14 protein-coding genes, 1 tRNA gene and 2 rRNA genes (2 of these 17 running past the window's edge) are annotated in these 20,000 nt (G+C 40.0%); 5 read left to right on the forward strand and 12 right to left on the reverse strand.

Going from position 1 to position 20,000, the window contains the following annotated elements; translation table 11 throughout:
• Together BJB63x_RS04830 and BJB63x_RS04835 are read left to right on the forward strand one after the other, a co-directional pair.
• Positions 1–589, forward strand: the 3' portion of a protein-coding gene (locus BJB63x_RS04830; RefSeq protein ID WP_078719225.1) for an HlyD family secretion protein. The gene continues 512 nt to the left of window position 1, outside the view; only the last 589 of its 1,101 coding nucleotides appear in the window; its start codon lies off the left edge, out of view; the stop codon is at positions 587–589.
• Positions 590–606: 17 nt separating this feature from the next.
• Positions 607–2,181, forward strand: a complete 1,575-nt coding sequence (locus tag BJB63x_RS04835; protein ID WP_078719226.1) for a DHA2 family efflux MFS transporter permease subunit — start codon at positions 607–609, stop codon at positions 2,179–2,181.
• A gap of 131 nt (positions 2,182–2,312) precedes the next feature.
• On the opposite strand, the gene BJB63x_RS04840 is transcribed toward BJB63x_RS04835, so the two are convergent.
• The 7 genes from BJB63x_RS04840 to groES all read right to left on the reverse strand — a co-directional run bounded on the left by BJB63x_RS04840 (position 2,313) and on the right by groES (position 9,760).
• Entirely contained in the window at positions 2,313–2,897 is a 585-nt protein-coding gene (locus BJB63x_RS04840; protein WP_078719227.1) for a GNAT family N-acetyltransferase, read from the reverse strand.
• A gap of 79 nt (positions 2,898–2,976) precedes the next feature.
• Complete coding sequence (locus BJB63x_RS04845) at positions 2,977–4,110, reverse strand: type III PLP-dependent enzyme (protein ID WP_078719560.1); 1,134 nt, start codon at positions 4,108–4,110, stop codon at positions 2,977–2,979.
• 655 nt (positions 4,111–4,765) lie between these two features.
• The gene (gene trhO / locus BJB63x_RS04850) at positions 4,766–5,680 is read right to left on the reverse strand and encodes an oxygen-dependent tRNA uridine(34) hydroxylase TrhO (RefSeq protein WP_078719228.1); all 915 of its coding nucleotides are present in this window, start codon (positions 5,678–5,680) and stop codon (positions 4,766–4,768) included.
• A 145-nt stretch (positions 5,681–5,825) separates the two neighbouring features.
• Complete coding sequence (locus BJB63x_RS04855) at positions 5,826–6,656, reverse strand: ferredoxin--NADP reductase (protein WP_078719229.1); 831 nt, start codon at positions 6,654–6,656, stop codon at positions 5,826–5,828.
• A 565-nt stretch (positions 6,657–7,221) separates the two neighbouring features.
• A complete protein-coding gene (locus tag BJB63x_RS04860; RefSeq protein ID WP_078719230.1) occupies positions 7,222–7,560 on the reverse strand; it encodes a zinc ribbon domain-containing protein YjdM in 339 nt (112 codons plus the stop codon).
• Positions 7,561–7,763: 203 nt separating this feature from the next.
• The gene (gene groL / locus BJB63x_RS04865; RefSeq protein WP_078719231.1) at positions 7,764–9,407 is read right to left on the reverse strand and encodes a chaperonin GroEL; all 1,644 of its coding nucleotides are present in this window, start codon (positions 9,405–9,407) and stop codon (positions 7,764–7,766) included.
• Between the two features lie 56 nt (positions 9,408–9,463).
• Positions 9,464–9,760: a co-chaperone GroES gene (gene groES / locus BJB63x_RS04870; RefSeq protein WP_078719232.1), complete on the reverse strand. Its 297-nt coding sequence runs from the start codon at positions 9,758–9,760 to the stop codon at positions 9,464–9,466.
• 262 nt (positions 9,761–10,022) lie between these two features.
• On the opposite strand from groES, the gene fumC reads away from it, so the two are divergent.
• Positions 10,023–11,411, forward strand: coding sequence for a class II fumarate hydratase (fumC, locus tag BJB63x_RS04875; protein ID WP_078719233.1), 1,389 nt, complete (start codon positions 10,023–10,025; stop codon positions 11,409–11,411).
• A gap of 27 nt (positions 11,412–11,438) precedes the next feature.
• On the opposite strand, the gene BJB63x_RS04880 is transcribed toward fumC, so the two are convergent.
• Entirely contained in the window at positions 11,439–13,067 is a 1,629-nt protein-coding gene (locus BJB63x_RS04880; RefSeq protein ID WP_078719234.1) for an alpha-D-glucose phosphate-specific phosphoglucomutase, read from the reverse strand.
• Between the two features lie 187 nt (positions 13,068–13,254).
• On the opposite strand from BJB63x_RS04880, the gene BJB63x_RS04885 reads away from it, so the two are divergent.
• A complete protein-coding gene (locus BJB63x_RS04885) occupies positions 13,255–13,779 on the forward strand; it encodes a peroxiredoxin (RefSeq protein ID WP_078719235.1) in 525 nt (174 codons plus the stop codon).
• 117 nt (positions 13,780–13,896) lie between these two features.
• On the opposite strand, the gene hisS is transcribed toward BJB63x_RS04885, so the two are convergent.
• Entirely contained in the window at positions 13,897–15,384 is a 1,488-nt protein-coding gene (gene hisS, locus BJB63x_RS04890) for a histidine--tRNA ligase (RefSeq protein WP_078719236.1), read from the reverse strand.
• 462 nt (positions 15,385–15,846) lie between these two features.
• Between hisS and BJB63x_RS04900 the strand changes: the two genes are divergently transcribed.
• Positions 15,847–16,938, forward strand: coding sequence for a DUF3792 domain-containing protein (locus BJB63x_RS04900; RefSeq protein ID WP_078719223.1), 1,092 nt, complete (start codon positions 15,847–15,849; stop codon positions 16,936–16,938).
• A gap of 434 nt (positions 16,939–17,372) precedes the next feature.
• Here the strand turns inward: BJB63x_RS04900 and BJB63x_RS04905 are convergent.
• The 3 genes from BJB63x_RS04905 to BJB63x_RS04915 all read right to left on the reverse strand — a co-directional run.
• Positions 17,373–17,449 (reverse strand) — tRNA-Met (locus BJB63x_RS04905).
• A 90-nt stretch (positions 17,450–17,539) separates the two neighbouring features.
• Positions 17,540–17,654 (reverse strand): 5S ribosomal RNA (gene rrf, locus BJB63x_RS04910).
• Between the two features lie 80 nt (positions 17,655–17,734).
• Positions 17,735–20,000, reverse strand: a 23S ribosomal RNA gene (locus tag BJB63x_RS04915); it runs 549 nt beyond the window's last position.

Below are 20,000 nucleotides of genomic sequence, written 5' to 3' on the forward strand. Positions count from 1 at the left end.
TGAACAAGCTATTGCTAATGTTACGCGGACAGAAGCCCAAATAGCCGCAGCGCGTGCTAATATTCAAGTATTAGAAGCACAACGGCATGAAATAGAAAGCCAAACAAAAAATCTTGAACTCACACGTGACAAAGCAAAGCGTGATCTTGATTCAACTATTCTCCATGCTCCATTTGATGGAATTATTGGAAATTTAACAGCAAAGAAGGGAGATTTTGTCGTTAATGGCCAACGTCTTGCAGCATTAGTTCCCATTAATGAACTTTACGTCGAAGCGAACTATAAAGAAACACAGATACAAAATATTCAAAGTGGGCAAACTGTCTATATCTCCGTTGATGCCTTCAAAAAAGATGTGTTTGAAGGAACAGTACTTTCTATTTCACCTGCAACAGGAGCGATTTTTTCTCTCTTGCCTCCACAAAATGCTACCGGTAATTTCACGAAAATTATTCAACGAATTCCAATTCGTATTTCTATTCCTGAACATGTATTAAAAAGCGGAAGAATAAAAGCAGGAATGAGTGTTGCCGTAACAATTGACACACGTACAAAGATAAAGACAAACGATAAAGATCTTGTAAAATAAGATTAAATGATCCTGCCATGAAAAATCTTATATCTTCCGCATCTATTGATTCTAAAGAACGCATAGAAATACGTAAAATCATAGTCTTCATCGCTATGACTTTTGGTATGTTTATGGCTATTTTAGATATTCAAATTGTTTCCTCATCTTTAGCCGAAATTCAAGCTGGTTTATCAGCCAGTGCTGATGAAATTACATGGGTGCAAACTGCCTACCTTATTGCTGAAGTCATTATGTTACCTCTTTCTGGTTTTTTAAGTCGTTTGCTATCAACACGGATTTTCTTCAGCCTGTCAGCAGCTGGCTTTACTATTGCTTCCATTCTTTGTGCTACAGCAACCTCTATTGAGCAAATGATCTTTTATCGTGCACTTCAAGGTTTTATTGGTGGAGGTATTATTCCCAGTGTTTTTGTTGCTACCTATACACTTTTTCCTCCCTCTAAACAGCCAATTGTTTCACCCATCGTTGGTCTAGTCGCAACGTTAGCGCCTACAATTGGTCCAACAGTAGGAGGATATCTTTGCCATGTCCTATCATGGCATTGGCTCTTTCTTATTAATGTGCCCTTTGGAATTATTATCTCAATCTTAACTTGGAAATTAATTGATTTCGATAAAGCGGAGCTATTTCTAATAACTAAATTCGACTGGTGGGGTCTTCTTTCTATGGCGACCTTCTTAGGATCGTTAGAATATATTTTAGAAGAAGGTGTACGTCACGATTGGTTAAAGGACCCGCTGATCTTTAACCTTTTCATTATTATGATTTTATCGGCGAGTTTATTCTTTTGGCGCGTTTTAACGACGAAAGAACCAATTGTTGATCTTACAGCTTTTTCTAATCTAAATTTTTCGATTGCAGCAATTTTTTCTTTTATGCTTGGAATAGGGCTATATGGTCTTACCTATCTTTACCCCGTTTATTTAAGCCAAATACGCCATTATGATGCTCTTATGATTGGAGAGACATTGTTTATTTCAGGATTAGCAATGTTTTTAACCGCTCCTATAGCTGGCTTTCTTTCAGCACGTATTGATGCACGTCTTATGATTGCTATAGGACTAGCCAGTTTTGCATGGGGAACCTGGCTAGCCACTGCCATCACTGATAACTGGGATTTCTGGGAGCTTTTTTGGACTCAAGTTTTTCGGGGAGCCTCTATTATGCTATGTATGGTTCCTATTAATAACATTGCCCTTGGATCATTGCCACCAGAGCGAATGAAAAATGCCTCTGGGCTTTTTAATTTAACACGCAATCTTGGTGGCGCAGTAGGACTTGCTCTTATCGGTACTTTTATGACGCACCGCTCTAGTCTCCATTACGGACGAATAACCGAAACCCTCCAACCAGGAAACATCCAAGCAACTGAAATGCTTACAAAGCTGACTATGTATTTCCATTCTTATACGTTTGATCCACATGCTCTTGCTTTATCACAACTTTTTGGTATAGCTCTTACACAGGCAACAGTCATGGCTTTTAACGACATCTTCTTTATGATGACTATTCTTTTTAGCATTTTAATCTTCTTAACGGTTTTCTTAAAAAAAATACCACCGTCCGCGGATATTCCTCCAAGTCATTAATCTTCATGTAATAAAGAATAAGGAGTATCTATGATAGTGAATTGAGTGTATCAACAAAAGAGTTGGTATTGTATCGCTAAGTTAACGATAATCGACTTATCGAAGAAATAATCTTTTAATGTTCTAAAATCTTAAGCTATTTTACGATGCTGATTATAACTTACATCCTGTAAATCTCCGCTTGGAACTAAAACACCATGACATGAAATAAGATATTGAGGAATCAATTCCAGTGCTTGAAAATAGTGTTTTTCATAAGATCCGGGCATGGAGAAATTTTTTGTTAAATGACTTGAAAAACCAAAGCGCTTATAAAATTCAGAATCTCCCACTAGAAAAATAGCACCATGGCCTAACTTTTTTGCTGTTTCAATTGCATGCTGCATTAAAACTGATCCGATTCCTATACCAGAATATTCAGCTGCAACGACTAAAGGCCCTAAAAGCAAAGCACTTTGAGTTTCATTTTGCCCTTTGTGGAAACTAACATTCCAAAGACGCACACTTCCTACAAGCTCACCGAGAAAATTTTTAATAACAAAGGAAAGTCCATAAGCCGGAAAACGACCACGACGTAAAATTTCTGATGATTTACGCTTACGTTCCTTTCCCATCATTAAATCAAGAAGTTTCTCCCGAGCAAGTTTATCAACTTCTTGCTCAGACATGAGCGTAAAAAATGAACCATTTTTTGCTTGAAAACGAATCTTTATCATCTCTGTCACCCATTCCCATTAAACCGCATCTTAACTACCCATTAAGCAGAAATAAAGATAACACCCCGTATTCAAAGACTCAAATAACATATGACCGTAAAGGCTCAAAACCATTAAACGCAACAGATGCGTAAGTTGTTGTATAAGCACCCGTTCCATGAATCAATAACTCATCACCTATTGTGAGAGAAAGAGGAAGTAAATAAGGCGTTTTTTCATACATAATATCTGCCGAATCGCATGTAGGTCCAGCCAAAATACAAGGCTCCATTGCTTTATCATCATGAGCTGTCTCAATAGGATAGCGAATGGCTTCACCCGTAGTTTCGGTAAGACCATTAAATTTCCCCACATCAAGATAAACCCAACGGATATTATCATTCTTTGCTTTTTTAGAGATAAGAACAACTTCTGTGCGAATAACACCGGCATCACCTACCATCGCACGTCCTGGCTCGATGATTGTTTCAGGAATACGATTACCAAAATATTTTTTCAATGAATCAAAAATGGCCATACCATAAGTTTGTACTGTAGGAATATCCTTTAAATAACGTGTTGGAAAACCACCTCCCATATTCACTAATTTCAACTGGATTCCTTCTTGTTCCAAAGATCTAAAAACAAAAGCTGTATCCGATAAAGCACGATCCCATGCATTTGGATCCGTCTGCTGAGAACCTACATGAAAGGAAACACCATACGCCTGCAAGCCTAATTGATGTGCATAGCGTAATACATCAATAGCCATAGAAGGAACACAACCAAATTTTTGTGATAATGGCCACTCTGCTCCCTCTCCATCGGTAAGAACTCGGCAAAAAACACGAGCTCCCGGTGCAGCACAAGCAATTTTCTCTACTTCTTCAAGACAATCGACTGCATAAAGCGAAACGCCAAGTGCATGTGCACGAGCAATATCACGCTCTTTCTTAATGGTGTTACCAAAAGAAATACAATCCGCCGTCGCCCCTACTTTTAAAGCCATTTCAATTTCTGCTACAGAAGCAGCATCAAAAGATGATCCTAAAGAAACAAGCAAGCGCAAAATCTCAGGAGCTGGATTTGCTTTGATTGCATAGAAAATACTTGATTGTGGAAGAGCTTTTTCAAAACTTAAATAATTCTCATGAACAACATCAAGATCAACAACCAAACATGGACCTTCAGAACGATGTGTTGCAAGAAAATCACGAATACGTTGTGTTGCCATTTGCACTTCTCCCCAGGAACAAAATGCTCCTACTCTACGCCAATGAGCAGCAAAAACGCTGCCAACAGCAAAAAACAAAAGACATACAACCACTCTCTCCACTCTGCTTGAAAAGCAATCAGGAAGAAACCAGCATTGTATGGCACGAAGAAACAGCGCGAAAAACGCGTTGCCTTACGTTATCTGCCTTTTTGATTGGAGTTGAGAAACCACTTCCGCACTGAAGGCAATGAGGTGTGCCTCTATAGTTATCCCAGCACTCGTACAGCTGGAAGACACCAGAAAGGCCCGCACCGTCGTTGCTTCAAGATGTCCTCATTCTTTCGATTGGTCGTAAGAATGACTGGAGCGGTTAGTTCCAGGTACCGTACCGGTTAATCTCACCATTTGAGAACCAGCGGACACCCACAGGCACGTGCGACTTTGGGCAATACAGCGTATAAAGCCAATTTTTATTCATTTCAATCATTTTTTTTAATCTTAAAACTTTTTTAATTTTTAATCAAAAAATGATGCAAAAAAGAAACATATAATCCAAATACATAAGAAGGCTCATACTCTCATTTTCTGTATATTTCTTTATAAACTGGATATTATTGAATTTCAAAATATTCTTCTTTTTAAAATGTTACTCCAAATAAAAAGAAGGTTTTTATTATTCACAACAAGACAGCGTTGTATGCAATTTTAGTAACTGAAATTGTCTATGACGTTCCCGAAAGCGCTGTTTATCAATTTCATCCCGCGTATGATAACAAGCATCACAGGAGACTCCCTCTTCATAATGAGGCGATAACTTATCTTCAGAACTAAGAGGGAAACGACAGGCGTGACACAATTCACGCCCACATTCTTCGAGGCCATGCCCTACAGAAACGCGCTCATCAAAAACGAAACACTCACCCTGCCACAAGCTTTTTTCTTTTGGGATAATTTCCAAATATTTGAGAATACCACCTTTTAAGTGATAAACTTGATCATAACCAAGGCTACGAACATAAGCTGTTGATTTTTCGCACCGAATGCCTCCTGTACAAAACATAGCAATTTTCTTTTTCTTTTTCAGATCACCTTCATGCTTCATAACCCACCCGGGAAATTCACGAAATGTTTTAATGCAAGGATCGATTGCTCCTTTAAAACTACCAAGTGCATATTCATAATCATTGCGTGTATCAATCAAAAGTGTTTCTTCATCTTGAATAAGAGCATTCCAATCTTCAGGTGCTACATAAGTCCCAACAGCTTTTAAGGGATTAACATCTTCAACCCCCATTGTCACAATTTCTTTTTTTAGCCGCACCTTCAAACGACGAAAGGGCATTTTCGAAGCCCATGAATACTTAATCTCAGGCATTTGAAATATAGGCTCTACAGTGATAAAATCTATCAACTTTTCAATTGCACTGCAAGAGCCAGCAACAGTGCCATTAATTCCCTCTTTTGCTAAAAGAAGAGTCCCCTTAATATCATTTGTCTGACATAAAGTCAGCAAAGGCTTTTGCAATTGACTATAATGTTTCAAATCTGAAAAGCAATAAAGAGCAGCAACTTTAAATTTCTTTTTCATAACATCGACATAACGCGGGTTTTATTTAATTTCAAGAACTATTCGTTCTCTTCTTGTATATTGTTCTATATTTACTTAACATGCAAACTAATTTCTTATGAAAAAAACTAATGAGCAGCTTTCACGCCGTAACATAGTTGTTCTTTTATCCTACAAAAGCACGTTCCACGACATAAGTCGCCGGAGCATTATTGGCTCCCTCAACAAGGCCAAAAGTTTCACACATCTTGGCACAATCCTTCAACATTGCCATTGAACCACAAATCATAACACGGTCTTCGGTAGGATTGATTTTCGGCAAACCAGTCATTTCAAAAAAAGCACCGCTTTCCATAACAGTGGTAATGCGTCCCATATATTCTGAAGGTTCACGAGTGGTCATAGGATAAAATTGCAACTGTTTTACATATTCACCAACTAATGGATCCTGCTGTAAGGAAGCAACCAGATCTTTCGCATATGTAAGCTCATTGCATTCACGCGTTGTCTGAACAAGCACTATCTGAGAAAATTTTTCATATGTTTCAGGATCACGGACAAGACTTGCAAAAGGAGCAAAACCTGTCCCTGTTGAAAAAAGATAAAGACGCTTTCCAGGAATAAGAGCATCAAGAACTAAAGTTCCAGTCGATTTTTTACGCATTAAAACTGTATCGCCAATTTTAATTTTTTGAAGATGTTCCGTTAATGGTCCACCTGGAACTTTGATCGAAAAAAACTCAAGTTGTTCATCCCAATATGGGCTTGCAATCGAATAGGCACGATAAATTGGCTTTTCGGCATTCGGTAAACCAATCATAACAAATTCACCCGAACGAAAACGAAAACTTTCCGGACGATCAAGGCGAAATTTAAATAAATGATCTGTATAATGACAAACCTCTTGAACAGTAAGCGCAAACACATTTTCAGGAATTGGAAAATTTAATGTAATATTTCCGCTGTTTGATTCAACATTGGTTGCCGATGCGCTCATAAACTTTTCCTTACATTTTGATTCAATATTTAGTTTCAAATTTATAAATAGTTATAATTTTCACATAAACATCTACAATCATTAAATGAATATTTTATACCCGATTTGGAATAGATATATCTTATATTACAAACACACAAAGAGAAAAAACGGATTATGAGCTATCAAGTTAAGTATAGCAGTAACAATTTTAATATTCTATAAGCTCAGTAAAGTATATTTTGTTCTTAATTCGGCATTCATGCTACTTTTAACAATGACTGAAATTTTTAAAAAATAAAAATTAAAATACAATCACATTTTATAGTACACTTTTTATCTTTTACTTATTCTCCTCATGAGCTTATTGTTACTAATAAAACATTTTTTTCAAAAATTCTTATGGAGTATATGAAGAACAATACATAGACATGGAAATATTTTCTCTCTATAGTAAAAAATAGAAAGTGAGAATTTTATACTTTCTTGCAAAGTAAAAATGAGTATTTTAACGATTTTTTCTTTCTTCTTTCCCGTTTTGTTATTGAAAGAGAAATTTGTTATTGTAGGATGATAACTTGTGGTATTAAACTTTTTTTACAAATTCTGATTTTAAAACCATCTGACCAATTCCGGGTATTTTGCAATCAATATTATGATTTCCGTCCACCAAACGAATATTCTTAACTTTAGTGCCACTTTTCAAAACAGATGAAGACCCCTTCACTCTAAGATCTTTAATGACAATAACACTATCACCATTCGTTAAAAGCTGACCATTAACATCATAAACTTCAAAAGAGACAGGAAACTCTTCGTCATTTTTTTGAGGCCACTCATACGCACATTCAGGACAAATAAAATTGCCATTCTCCTCATAAATATAAAGACCATCACACTGAGGACACCGAGGTAATTGAGTCATACATCCCGCCTTTGTTGAAGAAAAGTCATTTATAATAGACTACGCATACAATAAAAACAGTTTTTTTCTTTACCAAATAAAAAGAATTATTGAACACAAGATATACTTAATGAATAAAACAAAAATTTGTTAGTTGATAAAGAATAAGCATAAGAAAAACGGGCCTACTGGCCCGTTTCTTTTTATCCTTAGCTTAGGGCGACTTAGAAATCCATTCCGCCCATTCCGCCCATTCCAGCACCCCCCATTGGAGGCATTGGTGTATCTTTCTTTGGAAGTTCAGCAACCATTGCTTCTGTTGTTATGAGAAGACTTGCAATTGATGCAGCATTCTGTAAAGCAGAGCGGACAACTTTTACTGGATCAACAATTCCCAAAGCAATTAAGTCACCAAATTGTCCTGTTGCGGTGTTGTAACCAAATGTATCTGAACTGTTTTCAAGCACCTTACCAACAATAATTGCTGCTTCTTCACCTGCATTCGTAGCAATTTGACGTGCTGGCGCTTGCAAAGCACGACGTACAATGTGAATACCAGCCTCTTGGTCAGGATTCTTCCCTTTAACAGTTAAAGCATTTGCAGCACGCAAGAGTGCAGTTCCACCACCAGCTACAATACCTTCTTCTACAGCTGCTCGTGTTGCATTCAAGGCATCATCAACGCGGTCTTTCTTTTCTTTCACTTCAACTTCTGTTGCACCACCAACACGAATAACGGCAACACCACCAGCAAGTTTTGCAAGTCTTTCTTGTAGTTTTTCGCGATCATAGTCAGAAGTTGTTTCTTCAATCTGTGCCTTAATCTGGTTAACACGTGCATTGATTTCAGCCTTGTGTCCAGCACCATCAATGATGGTTGTATTTTCTTTAGAGATGTTAACTTTCTTTGCACGTCCAAGCATATCTAAGGTGACATTTTCAAGTTTAATGCCCACATCTTCAGAAATAACCTGACCCGATGTCAAGATAGCAATATCTTCTAACATTGCTTTACGACGATCACCAAATCCTGGAGCTTTAACAGCAGCAATTTTCAGACCACCGCGCAATTTATTGACAACGAGAGTTGCCAAAGCTTCACCTTCCACGTCTTCTGCGATAATAAGAAGAGGTTTACCCGATTGTACAACAGCTTCAAGCACAGGAAGCAAAGATTGCAAATTAGACAATTTCTTTTCGTGAATAAGGATATAAGGGTCATCAAGATCTGTGACCATTTTTTCAGCATTTGTCACAAAATAAGGAGACAAATAACCACGGTCAAACTGCATACCTTCAACAACTTCTAATTCAGTTTCAGCTGTTTTTGCTTCTTCCACGGTGATAACACCTTCATTGCCTACTTTTTCCATAGCATCAGCAATCATTTTCCCAATTTCAGAAGCACCATTTGCAGAAATTGTTCCAACTTGCGCAATTTCTGCTGAAGTTTGGATCTTTTTCGCTTTTTTGAAAAGATTCTCAACAACTTCTTCAACAGCAGCATCGATCCCACGTTTAAGATCCATGGGGTTCATCCCAGCAGCAACAGCTTTTACACCTTCCTGCACAATCGCTTGTCCTAAAACAGTAGCTGTTGTTGTTCCATCACCTGCAATATCATTGGTTTTTGAAGCTACTTCGCGCAACATCTGTGCGCCCATATTTTCGAACTTATCTTCTAGTTCAATTTCTTTTGCAACAGATACACCATCTTTCGTAATTCGAGGTGCACCAAATGACTTATCAATTACTACATTACGACCTTTTGGGCCAAGTGTTACCTTAACAGCGTTAGCAAGGATATCAACACCGCGCAATAAGCGCTCACGCGCTTCACGGCCAAATTTGACTTCTTTAGCAGCCATCTAATTTCTCCTTGGAGTTGTCTTAAATAATCAAACAAAATAATTGAGAAACTGGATTAACCCAAAATTCCCATAATATCAGACTCTTTCATGATTAAGAGATCTTCACCATTAATCTTGACTTCAGTTCCGGACCATTTTCCAAACAAGATGCGATCCCCTGCCTTTACTTCTAGAGGTATGCGCTTTCCACTATCATCGAGAGCACCATTTCCAACCGCAATAATTTCACCTTCTTGAGGTTTTTCCTTTGCTGTATCAGGAATGATGATCCCACCAGCTGTTTTATTTTCAGATTCAACCCGACGAACGACAACACGATCGTGAAGTGGGCGGAATTTTATGTTAGCCATGTTTTATATCCTTAAAACTTAATATAATTGAATTAATCTTAAGTTCCTGTTAGCACTCTCTCATGGTGAGTGCTAACAACAAAACAGATATAAAAATGCTTTCCCACAATGTCAAGGGTTCTCAATAAAAATTAATCTGCACCTTTGTGGAAAATTTAAGCAATATTATTGTTTATTATTTTCCATTATAGAAATTTTAGTACTTATTTTTCTTTGATTAATTATATAATATAAAAAATTTAAATGAATTATAGGGATCGTCATGCTTAAAATACGTCAAGAAACCGATAGTTTTGGAACAATCGCAGTACGTAATGATCGGTATTGGGGAGCACAAACTGAACGCTCCCTTCACCATTTTAACATAGGCATAGAAAAGCAACCTTTAACCCTGATTTATGCTTTAAGTCTTATTAAGAAAGCTGCAGCCCTAGTTAATATGGAAAAAGGAAAACTTCCGCAAAATATTGGGCAAACGATTGTTACCGCCGCCGATGAAGTACTTGCAGGAAAATTGGATGCTCACTTCCCCCTTTCCGTTTGGCAAACAGGTTCTGGCACACAAAGTAATATGAATGTCAATGAAGTTATTGCCAACTACGCTAACGTCCTTTTAGGAGGAACTCTTGGAAGCAAAACACCTGTTCATCCGAATGATCACGTAAATATGAGCCAATCCTCAAACGATTCCTTTCCCACAGCCTTGCATATTGCTACCACACTGCAAACACGTCAACATCTGTTGCCAGCTCTTGATGCTCTTATTGTGAGCCTACAAAAAAAAGAAGAAGAATTTGCCGATATCATCAAAATCGGGCGTACCCACACTCAAGATGCTACACCTCTCACATTAGGGCAAGAATTTTCGGGCTATCGCACCGCTCTAGAAGCGAACCGCGCACGAATCGAAACAACGCTCACTGATGTTCAAATGCTTGCTCAAGGAGGAACTGCCGTTGGAACAGGTCTTAACGCTCCATCTGGTTTTGATGAAGCATTTGCCAAAACAATTAGCGCCCTCACAGGGGTTACTTTCAAAACCGCCCAGAATAAATTTGAAGCACTCGCACACCATGGGGCTCTTACATATTTCCATGGTAGCCTCAATGCCTTAGCAGCTGACCTTTTCAAAATTGCAAACGATATTCGTTTCTTAGGATCAGGTCCGCGCTCAGGGCTTGGTGAATTGAGCCTTCCAGAAAATGAACCAGGTTCTTCTATCATGCCAGGAAAGGTTAATCCTACACAATGTGAGGCTCTAACTATGGTCGCATGCCAAGTATTTGGTAACCACAGTAGCATCACATTTGCAGCCAGCCAAGGGCATTTTGAACTCAATACCTATAAACCCGTCATTGGATATAATGTGTTGCAATCACTCAATCTTTTAGGGGATTGTATGCGTTCTTTCGAGACATATTGTATCCAAGGATTACAAGCAAATAGAGAACATATTCACGCTTTGATGGAACGTTCTCTCATGTTGGTTACTGCTCTTGCTCCAGAAATTGGGTATGAAAAAGCTGCTGAAATTGCCAAAACAGCCTATAAAAATGGGACAAGCCTCCGTGAAGAAGCTTTAAAAGCAGGTATCTCAGCAGCTGATTACGATCGACTTGTTGATCCCAAAAAGATGCTTCATTCACAATAATAAAAGAATTATCTTTGAAGAAAAAATTTATGTTATAATATCGGGTTGTTCGCGCCCTAAGTGGTGTTTGATCTTTAACAGCTCAAAAGCTGCTTGCTTTAAAGGATTAAGAGTTTGTTGTAGATCTTGATTATACTTACAGGGATCACCCTCATACTGTTCAAGATAAAGCCGCACAAGAGCTCCAGTCGTTCCCGTCCCAGAAAGACGAACTACTAAACGCGCCCCATGTTCAAAAAAAATACGCACTCCTTGTCTCTTACTCACACTATGATCAATGGGATCGTGATAAACAAAATCATCGGCTTTCTCAACCATTAAACCAGCCACTTTTGTTCCTGGTTCTGGCAAGCATGCGGATAATTGTTCTATCATTGCATAAGCTTTGTCGGCTTCCACTTCTTCATAATCATATCGTGAGAAATAAAAGCGCCCGTAGGTAGACCAATGATGTTGAGCAATTTGTGCAACGGTTTTTTTCGTAACTGCTAGAAGATTCAGCCAGAATAAAACAGCCCATAGTCCATCTTTTTCGCGCACATGATCCGACCCTGTACCAAAGCTTTCCTCACCACACAAAGTTACTTTCCCAGCATCTAAAAGTGTTCCGAAAAATTTCCATCCCGTTGGGGTTTCAAATAAATTCAATCCTTTTTTTTCTGCAACACAATCAACAGCACGTCCAGTAGGCATAGAGCGTGCAATCCCTAAAATGCCTTGTCGATATCCTTTAATTAAAGATGCATGATCAGCCATGATTGCAAGAGAATCAGAGGGAGTAATAAATTGTTGACGACCAATAATGAGATTACGGTCCCCATCGCCATCAGAAGCAGCTCCCAAATCAGGTCCTTGCTCAGACATTAATAAATCATACAAATCCTTAGCATGAACCAAATTTGGATCTGGATGCCTGCCACCAAAATCTGGTAAAGGCACCCCATGAATCACTGTCCCTTCAGGGAAGCCTAAGCATTTTTCAAAAATTTCTTGAGCATAAGGGCCCGTCACAGCATGCATTGCATCAAATCGGAAGGTTAAACCCTCAGAAACTGCTTGGGCAATACACTCAAAATCAAAAATTTCCTGCATCAGCGCACTATAATCAGCAACAGAATCAATAATATCGACCTGCATAGAACCGATAAATGTTGTTCCTTGCCTGTCTAAATCGATCTCTGGAGCATCAATAATTTTATAAAAAGACAAATGTTGCGATGCAGCAAAAATGGCCTCACACAAAGAAGTAGGTGCTGGTCCTCCCTGAGAAATATTGTATTTTATCCCGCAATCACCTTGTAATCCCCCAGGATTATGACTCGCCGAGAGAATAATGCCACCATGGGCATGATACTTGCGAATAAGATGCGAAACAGCAGGTGTGGATAAAATTCCCCCTTTCCCGACTTTAACATATCCAACACCATTGGCAGCGGCCATTTTTAACACGGTCTGAATAAGGGTACGGTTAAAATAGCGCCCATCTCCTCCCAAAATGAGCAATTTTCCCTCAAGAGGTCCCACACTATTAAAAATAGATTGAATAAAATTTTCAAAATAATGAGGCTGTTGAAAAGTCGATACCTTTTTGCGTAAACCAGATGTTCCTAGCTTTTGATCTTTAAAAGCTGTTGTCGAAATAATGTTCACCGTCATAATAATGCCTGCAAAGCATTGTTATTTGATTTGAGCATACACACTCCCTTAAAATTGATGATTAATGCCTCTTGACGCAAGCATGAAATACCTGCAAATTAAAGAGGTTATACGACATTCTCAAACATAAAACAAAACTTAAGATTTTGGAAATATTCTTCTTATTATAAAGCACAGGAGTGCAATCATGTTCAGAAAAAAAGTTCCTAATGTCACTTTCCACACACGTGTTCGTGATGAATCAGTAGGTGGTGATAATCCTTACCGGTGGCAAGATGTCAACAGTGACACTTATTTTAAAGGAAAACGGGTTATTCTTTTTTCTCTGCCTGGAGCCTTTACACCCACCTGCTCAACTTTTCAGCTTCCTGATTTTGAAAAACTCTATGACGAATTTAAAAAAGTCGGTATTGATGAAATTTATTGCATTGCTGTCAATGATGCTTTTGTTATGAACGCGTGGGGAAAAAATCAAGGCATTAAAAATGTAAAACTTATTCCTGATGGCTCAGGTGAATTCACACGTAAAATGGGCATGTTGGTTGCCAAAGATAATATTGGTTTTGGCATGCGGTCATGGCGTTATGCTGCTGTGATTCAGGATGGAGTGATCGAACAATGGTTTGAAGAAGCAGGCGTATCAGATAATTGTTCTACAGATCCTTATGAAGTCTCTTCACCACAAAATATTTTAAAGGCCCTGCAAAGGTAATTGCAACCGTCATTTTCCCGTCTGATTATCCCTTCCTTCCCTCATTGATACAAAAGTCCTTTCTTTTGTACCCCAAGAAGGGAGGGAATTTTTAAGGTTTTTCAGTTCCTAAAGATTCTATGATTTTTGGGCGATAAGAATATTTCGAACCGTTTGAATCAATTGATCTTCATCAACGGTTACTTGTGCTGGATTGCTTTCACGCCATGTTTGATTATCTTTAATTTCATGAGATAAACGTGCTCCTTCGACCAAATCTTTAATTTGAATTTTTCCCTCTTTGCGCTCTTGTATTCCTTGAATAACCACGCAAGGAGCATAACGTCGATCGGCATATTTCATCTGTGCCTTAATCCCTGATGCACCTAAATAGAGTTCAGATCGAATACCAGCTTGACGCAAACGCATCACCATTTTCTGATAACGCACAAGAGCTTCTGGTTCTTTATCCATTACTAGGACCACAACGGGACCTATCATTTCCTTCACAGGGAGTTTGTCAAGATTTTGCAAAGCGGATATTAAACGCGAAACGCCAATAGAAAAACCTGTCGCTGGAATATTTTCTCCACGAAAGCGAGCAACCAACCCATCGTAACGTCCCCCTCCACCAACAGATCCAAATACGACTCTTTTCCCATCATCATTAAAAATATCAAAAAGCAGTTCAGCTTCAAAAACAGGCCCCGTATAATATTCCAATCCCCGCACAACCGATGGATCAATTTTGACACGTTGTTGATAACCATTTTCAGCAAAAATCCCTTGCATTTCTTCAAGCTCACAAACCCCTTCAAGGCCTTGAACACTCTGCCCAACCATCTTTTTCAAATTATCAATTGTTTCCCCAGCTGTTTCAGCACCGACAGTCATCAAAGCAAGAATACATTCAATTTCCTTTTCCTTCAGTCCCGCTCCTTTGGTAAAATCACCACTTTCATCCAAACGACCCTGTCCCAAAAGCAAGCGGACCCCTTCTGGACCAAATTTATCCAACTTATCAATAGCTCTCAGAACAGTTAAGCGTTTTCCCTCCTGTTCCTTTCCGCCTAAACCAATCAACTCTAAAACACCATCCAAAATCTTCCGATTATTCAGACGAATAACATAATCTTTCTGCTGAATGCCCAATTTTTCTAAACTATCCGCTGCCATCATGCAGATCTCCGCATCAGCCAACACCGTTGGTGCTCCAACGATATCGGCATCAAACTGCATAAATTGTCGAAAACGACCTGGTCCCGGTTTTTCATTCCGAAAAACAAATCCACAACGATAACTCCGATAAGGCTTAGGTAAAGTTTCAAAATTCTCTGAAAAATAACGAGCCAGCGGAGCTGTCAAATCATAGCGTAAAGACATCCATTGCTCATCATCATCTTGCAAAGAAAAAACACCTGCATTTGGGCGATCTGAATCGGGTAAAAATTTACCAAGAACATCCGTATATTCAAAAATTGGTGTTTCCAATGATTCAAAACCGTAAAGTTCATAAACCTCACGAATTTGGGCAATCATTGTTTCAATGCCATATAATTGTCCGCTTGTACGATCAATAAAACCACGAGGTAAACGGGCTTTTGTTTTCTCTTGTTTCATAGTCATTGTTTTTCTCTAGCAGCAATGTGTATTTACAAATTATTGTGTCTATCTTATCGCAACAAACGCTGCAATGACTTTTATCATTGAGGTTATACACCACCTCAATATCACCTATATCGTTAATTTAATGACATAAATTATTTCCTCAAACATGTCATCAAAGAAACTCGTAAAACCAATACACATTCGGGCTGGGAAAAATAACATGACCATTTTTTGTTCTGCGGTGCATAAGTTATAAGATTTATTATTCTTTTGTAATCATCAGATTATCAAACATATCGAATTTTATACTTTTATTAAGTATTTTGTTATGTTTGATTGCAAGGTTATTTTTTTCTTTTTCTGTTTCTGATTGAACTGATTTTTTAAAAATTTTTGGAGGATTTTTTTTATTTTTTTCTTTTTTGGAACTTGATTTGGTTTGGACCATTTTAGGTTTTAGATTTATTGAAGGAGAGAGAGATGGAAACGCGGATCCCAACGAAACACCCCTTAGAAAGACATTTTACAGACCAATTTTCTTTAGAGACGGAGACTTGTCACTATTCGCGTCCTTGTTTATCTTGGTCATCGATTTTTGCTGGTTTACTAACGCTTTTAGCGACATCGGTATGTTTTTCCTTTTTGTTAGCAGCGTTAGGCTTTGGTCAGATGAGTTTTTCTTCTGCCTTTTCTCTAGAGAAGAGCTTTCTCTCTGTTGAAATTAGTTCGGTCCTTGTTCTTTGTCTAAGTTTCAGCTTTGGGGGATATATTGCCGGTCGTTTTGCCAATCATTCAGGAGCCCTTCACGGTTTTTTGACCTGGTGCCTTTTCATGCTTTTGGTGGCGATCCAAAGCACAGTTTTACTTTCTGGAGCGGTTCATTTAGGAGCGAAGACTGTTTCTGGAGTTGTTTCTGCCACGGGACAAGTGATCAGTGGTCTAGGCTCTGAAGGCAGAAAGGTTATCTCCCTCACAGAAGGCAACAATTTTGAGAATTTTTTCAATGACAAAAATAACGTTCTGTTTGATTTTAACAAACTCAGCAATGAGTTACAGGCACTTTTAAACAAGAGCGATATTCCAGCTCTCAATCCAGACACTCTCTACAATGCCTATAGAGCATCCATCAAAGATATTCGATCTACCATGACATCTGTTAAGAATGACCCTTCTAACTATCGTCTTTTGACTAAACAGCTTGGAGAACGCCTCTCGGATCGTGTTAAAAAGCTCAATACCCAAATTGATCGTCGTGACGTCATCGATGGCTTGATCAATAACGGTATGTCACAAGCTGAAGCAGAAAAGACGGCAGACCGTGCAATTGATATTTATCAAACAGCCAACAAAAAAACTAAAGAGGCTATTCAATCCTTAAACAAACATGTAGATGCTCTCTCACACAAAGTTGATAAAGTGGTCCAAAATAGCCGTGAGATTGGCGATAAAGCAGTTGGTACAGTTTCTAAGATTGGGATATGGAGTTTTTTGGGTAGCCTTCTTGGTGCTTTAATTGCTAGCGTTTCCGGATATTACGGTTATAAAAGACAGTATCACTCTTATAAATTTTAAACACTTTGATTTTCAGATAAAAGAAGCTTTTCAGCAGACAAAAGCTCTACAAATGAAGCACGACCTTCCAAAAGTTGCACCTTGCGCGCAGCTTTTTTTATTCAAGGAGCCAAAGAAGATGCTTTTTATTTTCAGATCCTTATCCCTCTTATTTGGGATCCCTGTTTAGCTCCTTGTCGCCCCTCTCTATACCCCTAATACTGACCTCAAAATGAAGGGAAACGACCAATGAAGGAGGACACCACATTTTGTTTTTGTCCCTTGCCTTGAGGCTTAAACGATCCATTGACATACAATGACACAAGAAGAATAAAATAACGATCAGGAGCCTGTTTTTTATCTGTCTTGTCGCCTCTTATTATACTTTATTAAGGCGAGAGATAAAAACAATGAGTATATTTTTAGGATTATTTGTTTTCTGAAAGAGAGAAGATTGGTTGCGGGGGCAGGATTTGAACCTGCGACCTTCAGGTTATGAGCCTGACGAGCTACCGGGCTGCTCCACCCCGCGTCATTAAAAAGGATTTTCGTCGAGATAATACAACGACTTTTAGATGTTTTCTTGAAAGATGTTGAAGCATTATTTCTATGCACTTAGCAGACCTGGCAGCGACTTACTCTCCCGTGCCTTAAGACAAAGTACCATCAGCGCTGGAACGTTTCACGGCCGAGTTCGGGATGGGATCGGGTGCAGGCGCTCCGCCATAACCACCAAGTCAGCGAAGAGCATAGAAAGAAAGAGAAGTTGTCTACTCTGTTGATTTAATTTATTTTAGAATGAATAGAGGGAATGAGAACGATCAAGCCTATCGAACGATTAGTATCAGTAAGCTTCATATGTTACCACACTTCCACACCTGACCTATCAACGTGGTGGTCTACCACGGTTCTCAGGGAATACTCGTTTTCAGGTGGGTTTCCCGCTTAGATGCCTTCAGCGGTTATCCCGTCCGTATATAGCTACCCTGCTATGCGGCTGGCGCCACAACAGGTCCACCAGAGATACGTCCATCCCGGTCCTCTCGTACTAGGGACAGATCCTGTCAATATTCCTACACCCACGGCAGATAGGGACCGAACTGTCTCACGACGTTCTGAACCCAACTCACGTACCGCTTTAAATGGCGAACAGCCATACCCTTGGGACCTGCTCCAGCCCCAGGATGCGATGAGTCGACATCGAGGTGCCAAACAACCCCGTCGATATGGACTCTTGGGGGTCATCAGCCTGTTATCCCCGGCGTACCTTTTATCCGTTGAGCGATGGCCCTTCCACACGGAACCACCGGATCACTATGACCGTCTTTCGACTCTGTTCGACTTGTCAGTCTCACAGTCAGGCAGGCTTATGCCATTGCACTCAACAAACGATTTCCGACCGTTCTGAGCCTACCATCGCGCGCCTCCGTTACTCTTTAGGAGGCGACCGCCCCAGTCAAACTACCCACCATACACTGTCCTGGATCCGGATAACGGACCGCAGTTAGACATCCATATCGATAAGGGTGGTATTTCAAGGACGACTCCACAAAGGCTTGCGCCCCTGCTTCAAAGTCTACCACCTATCCTACACATATCGCCACAAATGCCAGTGTAAAGCTATAGTAAAGGTGCACGGGGTCTTTCCGTCTAACCGCAGGAACCCCGCATCTTCACGGGGAATTCAATTTCACTGAGTCTACGTTGGAGACAGCGGGGAAGTCGTTACGCCATTCGTGCAGGTCGGAACTTACCCGACAAGGAATTTCGCTACCTTAGGACCGTTATAGTTACGGCCGCCGTTTACTGGGGCTTCAATTCAATGCTTGCACATCTCCTCTTAACCTTCCAGCACCGGGCAGGCGTCAGACCCTATACATCGTCTTGCGACTTCGCAGAGCCCTGTGTTTTTGGTAAACAGTCGCTACCCCCTGGTCTGTGCCACCCTTTAACGGTTGCCCGCTAAAGGGCCACGCTTCTTCCGAAGTTACGCGTGCAATTTGCCGAGTTCCTTCAACGTAGTTCTCTCAAGCGCCTTAGTATTCTCTACCTGTCCACCTGTGTCGGTTTCGGGTACGGTCTATACGTGGGAGCTATTTCCTGGAATTGCTTCACTGCAAGATCAATCCAATAAGACCTTACAATTTACGCAATCCGTCACTTCCCACAGGTCCACGAATATTAACGTGGTTCCCATCGACTACGCCTTTCGGCCTCGCCTTAGGGGCCGACTCACCCTGCTCAGATTAACTTTAAGCAGGAACCCTTGGACTTTCGGCGAGGGAGTCTCTCACTCCCTTTATCGTTACTCATGTCAGCATTCTCACTTCCGATACCTCCAGGAGCTCTCACGAGTCTCCCTTCACAGGCTTACGGAACGCTCCGCTACCACTTACTCATAAGAGTAAATCCACAGCTTCGGTGTATGGCTTGAGCCCCGTTACATTTTCGGCGCAAAGACCCTTATTTAGACCAGTGAGCTGTTACGCTTTCTTTAAATGATGGCTGCTTCTAAGCCAACATCCTGGTTGTTTTGGGATCCTCACATCCTTTCCCACTTAGCCATAACTTGGGGACCTTAGATGGTGGTTAGGGTTGTTGCCCTTTCCACGACGGACGTTAGCACCCGCCGTGTGTCTGCCAGTTATTTCTTCCAGGTATTCGGAGTTTGGTTAGGTTTGGTAATCCGGTGAGGACCCCTAGCCCATCCAGTGCTCTACCCCCTGGAGAATAAAACTAACGCTCTACCTAAATAGATTTCGCGGAGAACCAGCTATTTCCGAGTTTGATTGGCCTTTCACCCCTAGCCACAAGTCATCCCAATCTATTGCAACAGATACGGGTTCGGCCCTTCAGTAAGTGTTACCTTACCTTCAGCCTGCTCATGGCTAGATCACTCGGTTTCGGGTCTAATCCAACGAACTGAACGCCCTATTCAGACTCGCTTTCGCTGCGCCTACACCTATCGGCTTAAGCTTGCTCGTTAGACTAAGTCGCTGACCCATTATACAAAAGGTACGCCGTCACCCAGAACGTATCTTGGGCTCCGACTGTTTGTAGGCATCCGGTTTCAGGTTCTTTTT

The sequence above is a fragment of the Bartonella sp. JB63 genome (genome assembly GCF_002022665.1).
Taxonomy (GTDB): domain Bacteria; phylum Pseudomonadota; class Alphaproteobacteria; order Rhizobiales; family Rhizobiaceae; genus Bartonella.

Bases quoted from the DNA above. Each gene is read 5' to 3' on its own strand.
- BJB63x_RS04835 (WP_078719226.1), top strand. From the start codon at position 607: ATGAAAAATCTTATATCTTCCGCATCTATTGATTCTAAAGAACGCATA.
- BJB63x_RS04840 (WP_078719227.1), bottom strand. From the start codon at position 2,897: ATGATAAAGATTCGTTTTCAAGCAAAAAATGGTTCATTTTTTACGCTC.
- BJB63x_RS04845 (WP_078719560.1), bottom strand. From the start codon at position 4,110: ATGGCAACACAACGTATTCGTGATTTTCTTGCAACACATCGTTCTGAA.
- trhO (WP_078719228.1), bottom strand. From the start codon at position 5,680: ATGAAAAAGAAATTTAAAGTTGCTGCTCTTTATTGCTTTTCAGATTTG.
- BJB63x_RS04855 (WP_078719229.1), bottom strand. From the start codon at position 6,656: ATGAGCGCATCGGCAACCAATGTTGAATCAAACAGCGGAAATATTACA.
- BJB63x_RS04860 (WP_078719230.1), bottom strand. From the start codon at position 7,560: ATGACTCAATTACCTCGGTGTCCTCAGTGTGATGGTCTTTATATTTAT.
- groL (WP_078719231.1), bottom strand. From the start codon at position 9,407: ATGGCTGCTAAAGAAGTCAAATTTGGCCGTGAAGCGCGTGAGCGCTTA.
- groES (WP_078719232.1), bottom strand. From the start codon at position 9,760: ATGGCTAACATAAAATTCCGCCCACTTCACGATCGTGTTGTCGTTCGT.
- fumC (WP_078719233.1), top strand. From the start codon at position 10,023: ATGCTTAAAATACGTCAAGAAACCGATAGTTTTGGAACAATCGCAGTA.
- BJB63x_RS04880 (WP_078719234.1), bottom strand. From the start codon at position 13,067: ATGACGGTGAACATTATTTCGACAACAGCTTTTAAAGATCAAAAGCTA.
- BJB63x_RS04885 (WP_078719235.1), top strand. From the start codon at position 13,255: ATGTTCAGAAAAAAAGTTCCTAATGTCACTTTCCACACACGTGTTCGT.
- hisS (WP_078719236.1), bottom strand. From the start codon at position 15,384: ATGACTATGAAACAAGAGAAAACAAAAGCCCGTTTACCTCGTGGTTTT.
- BJB63x_RS04900 (WP_078719223.1), top strand. From the start codon at position 15,847: ATGGAAACGCGGATCCCAACGAAACACCCCTTAGAAAGACATTTTACA.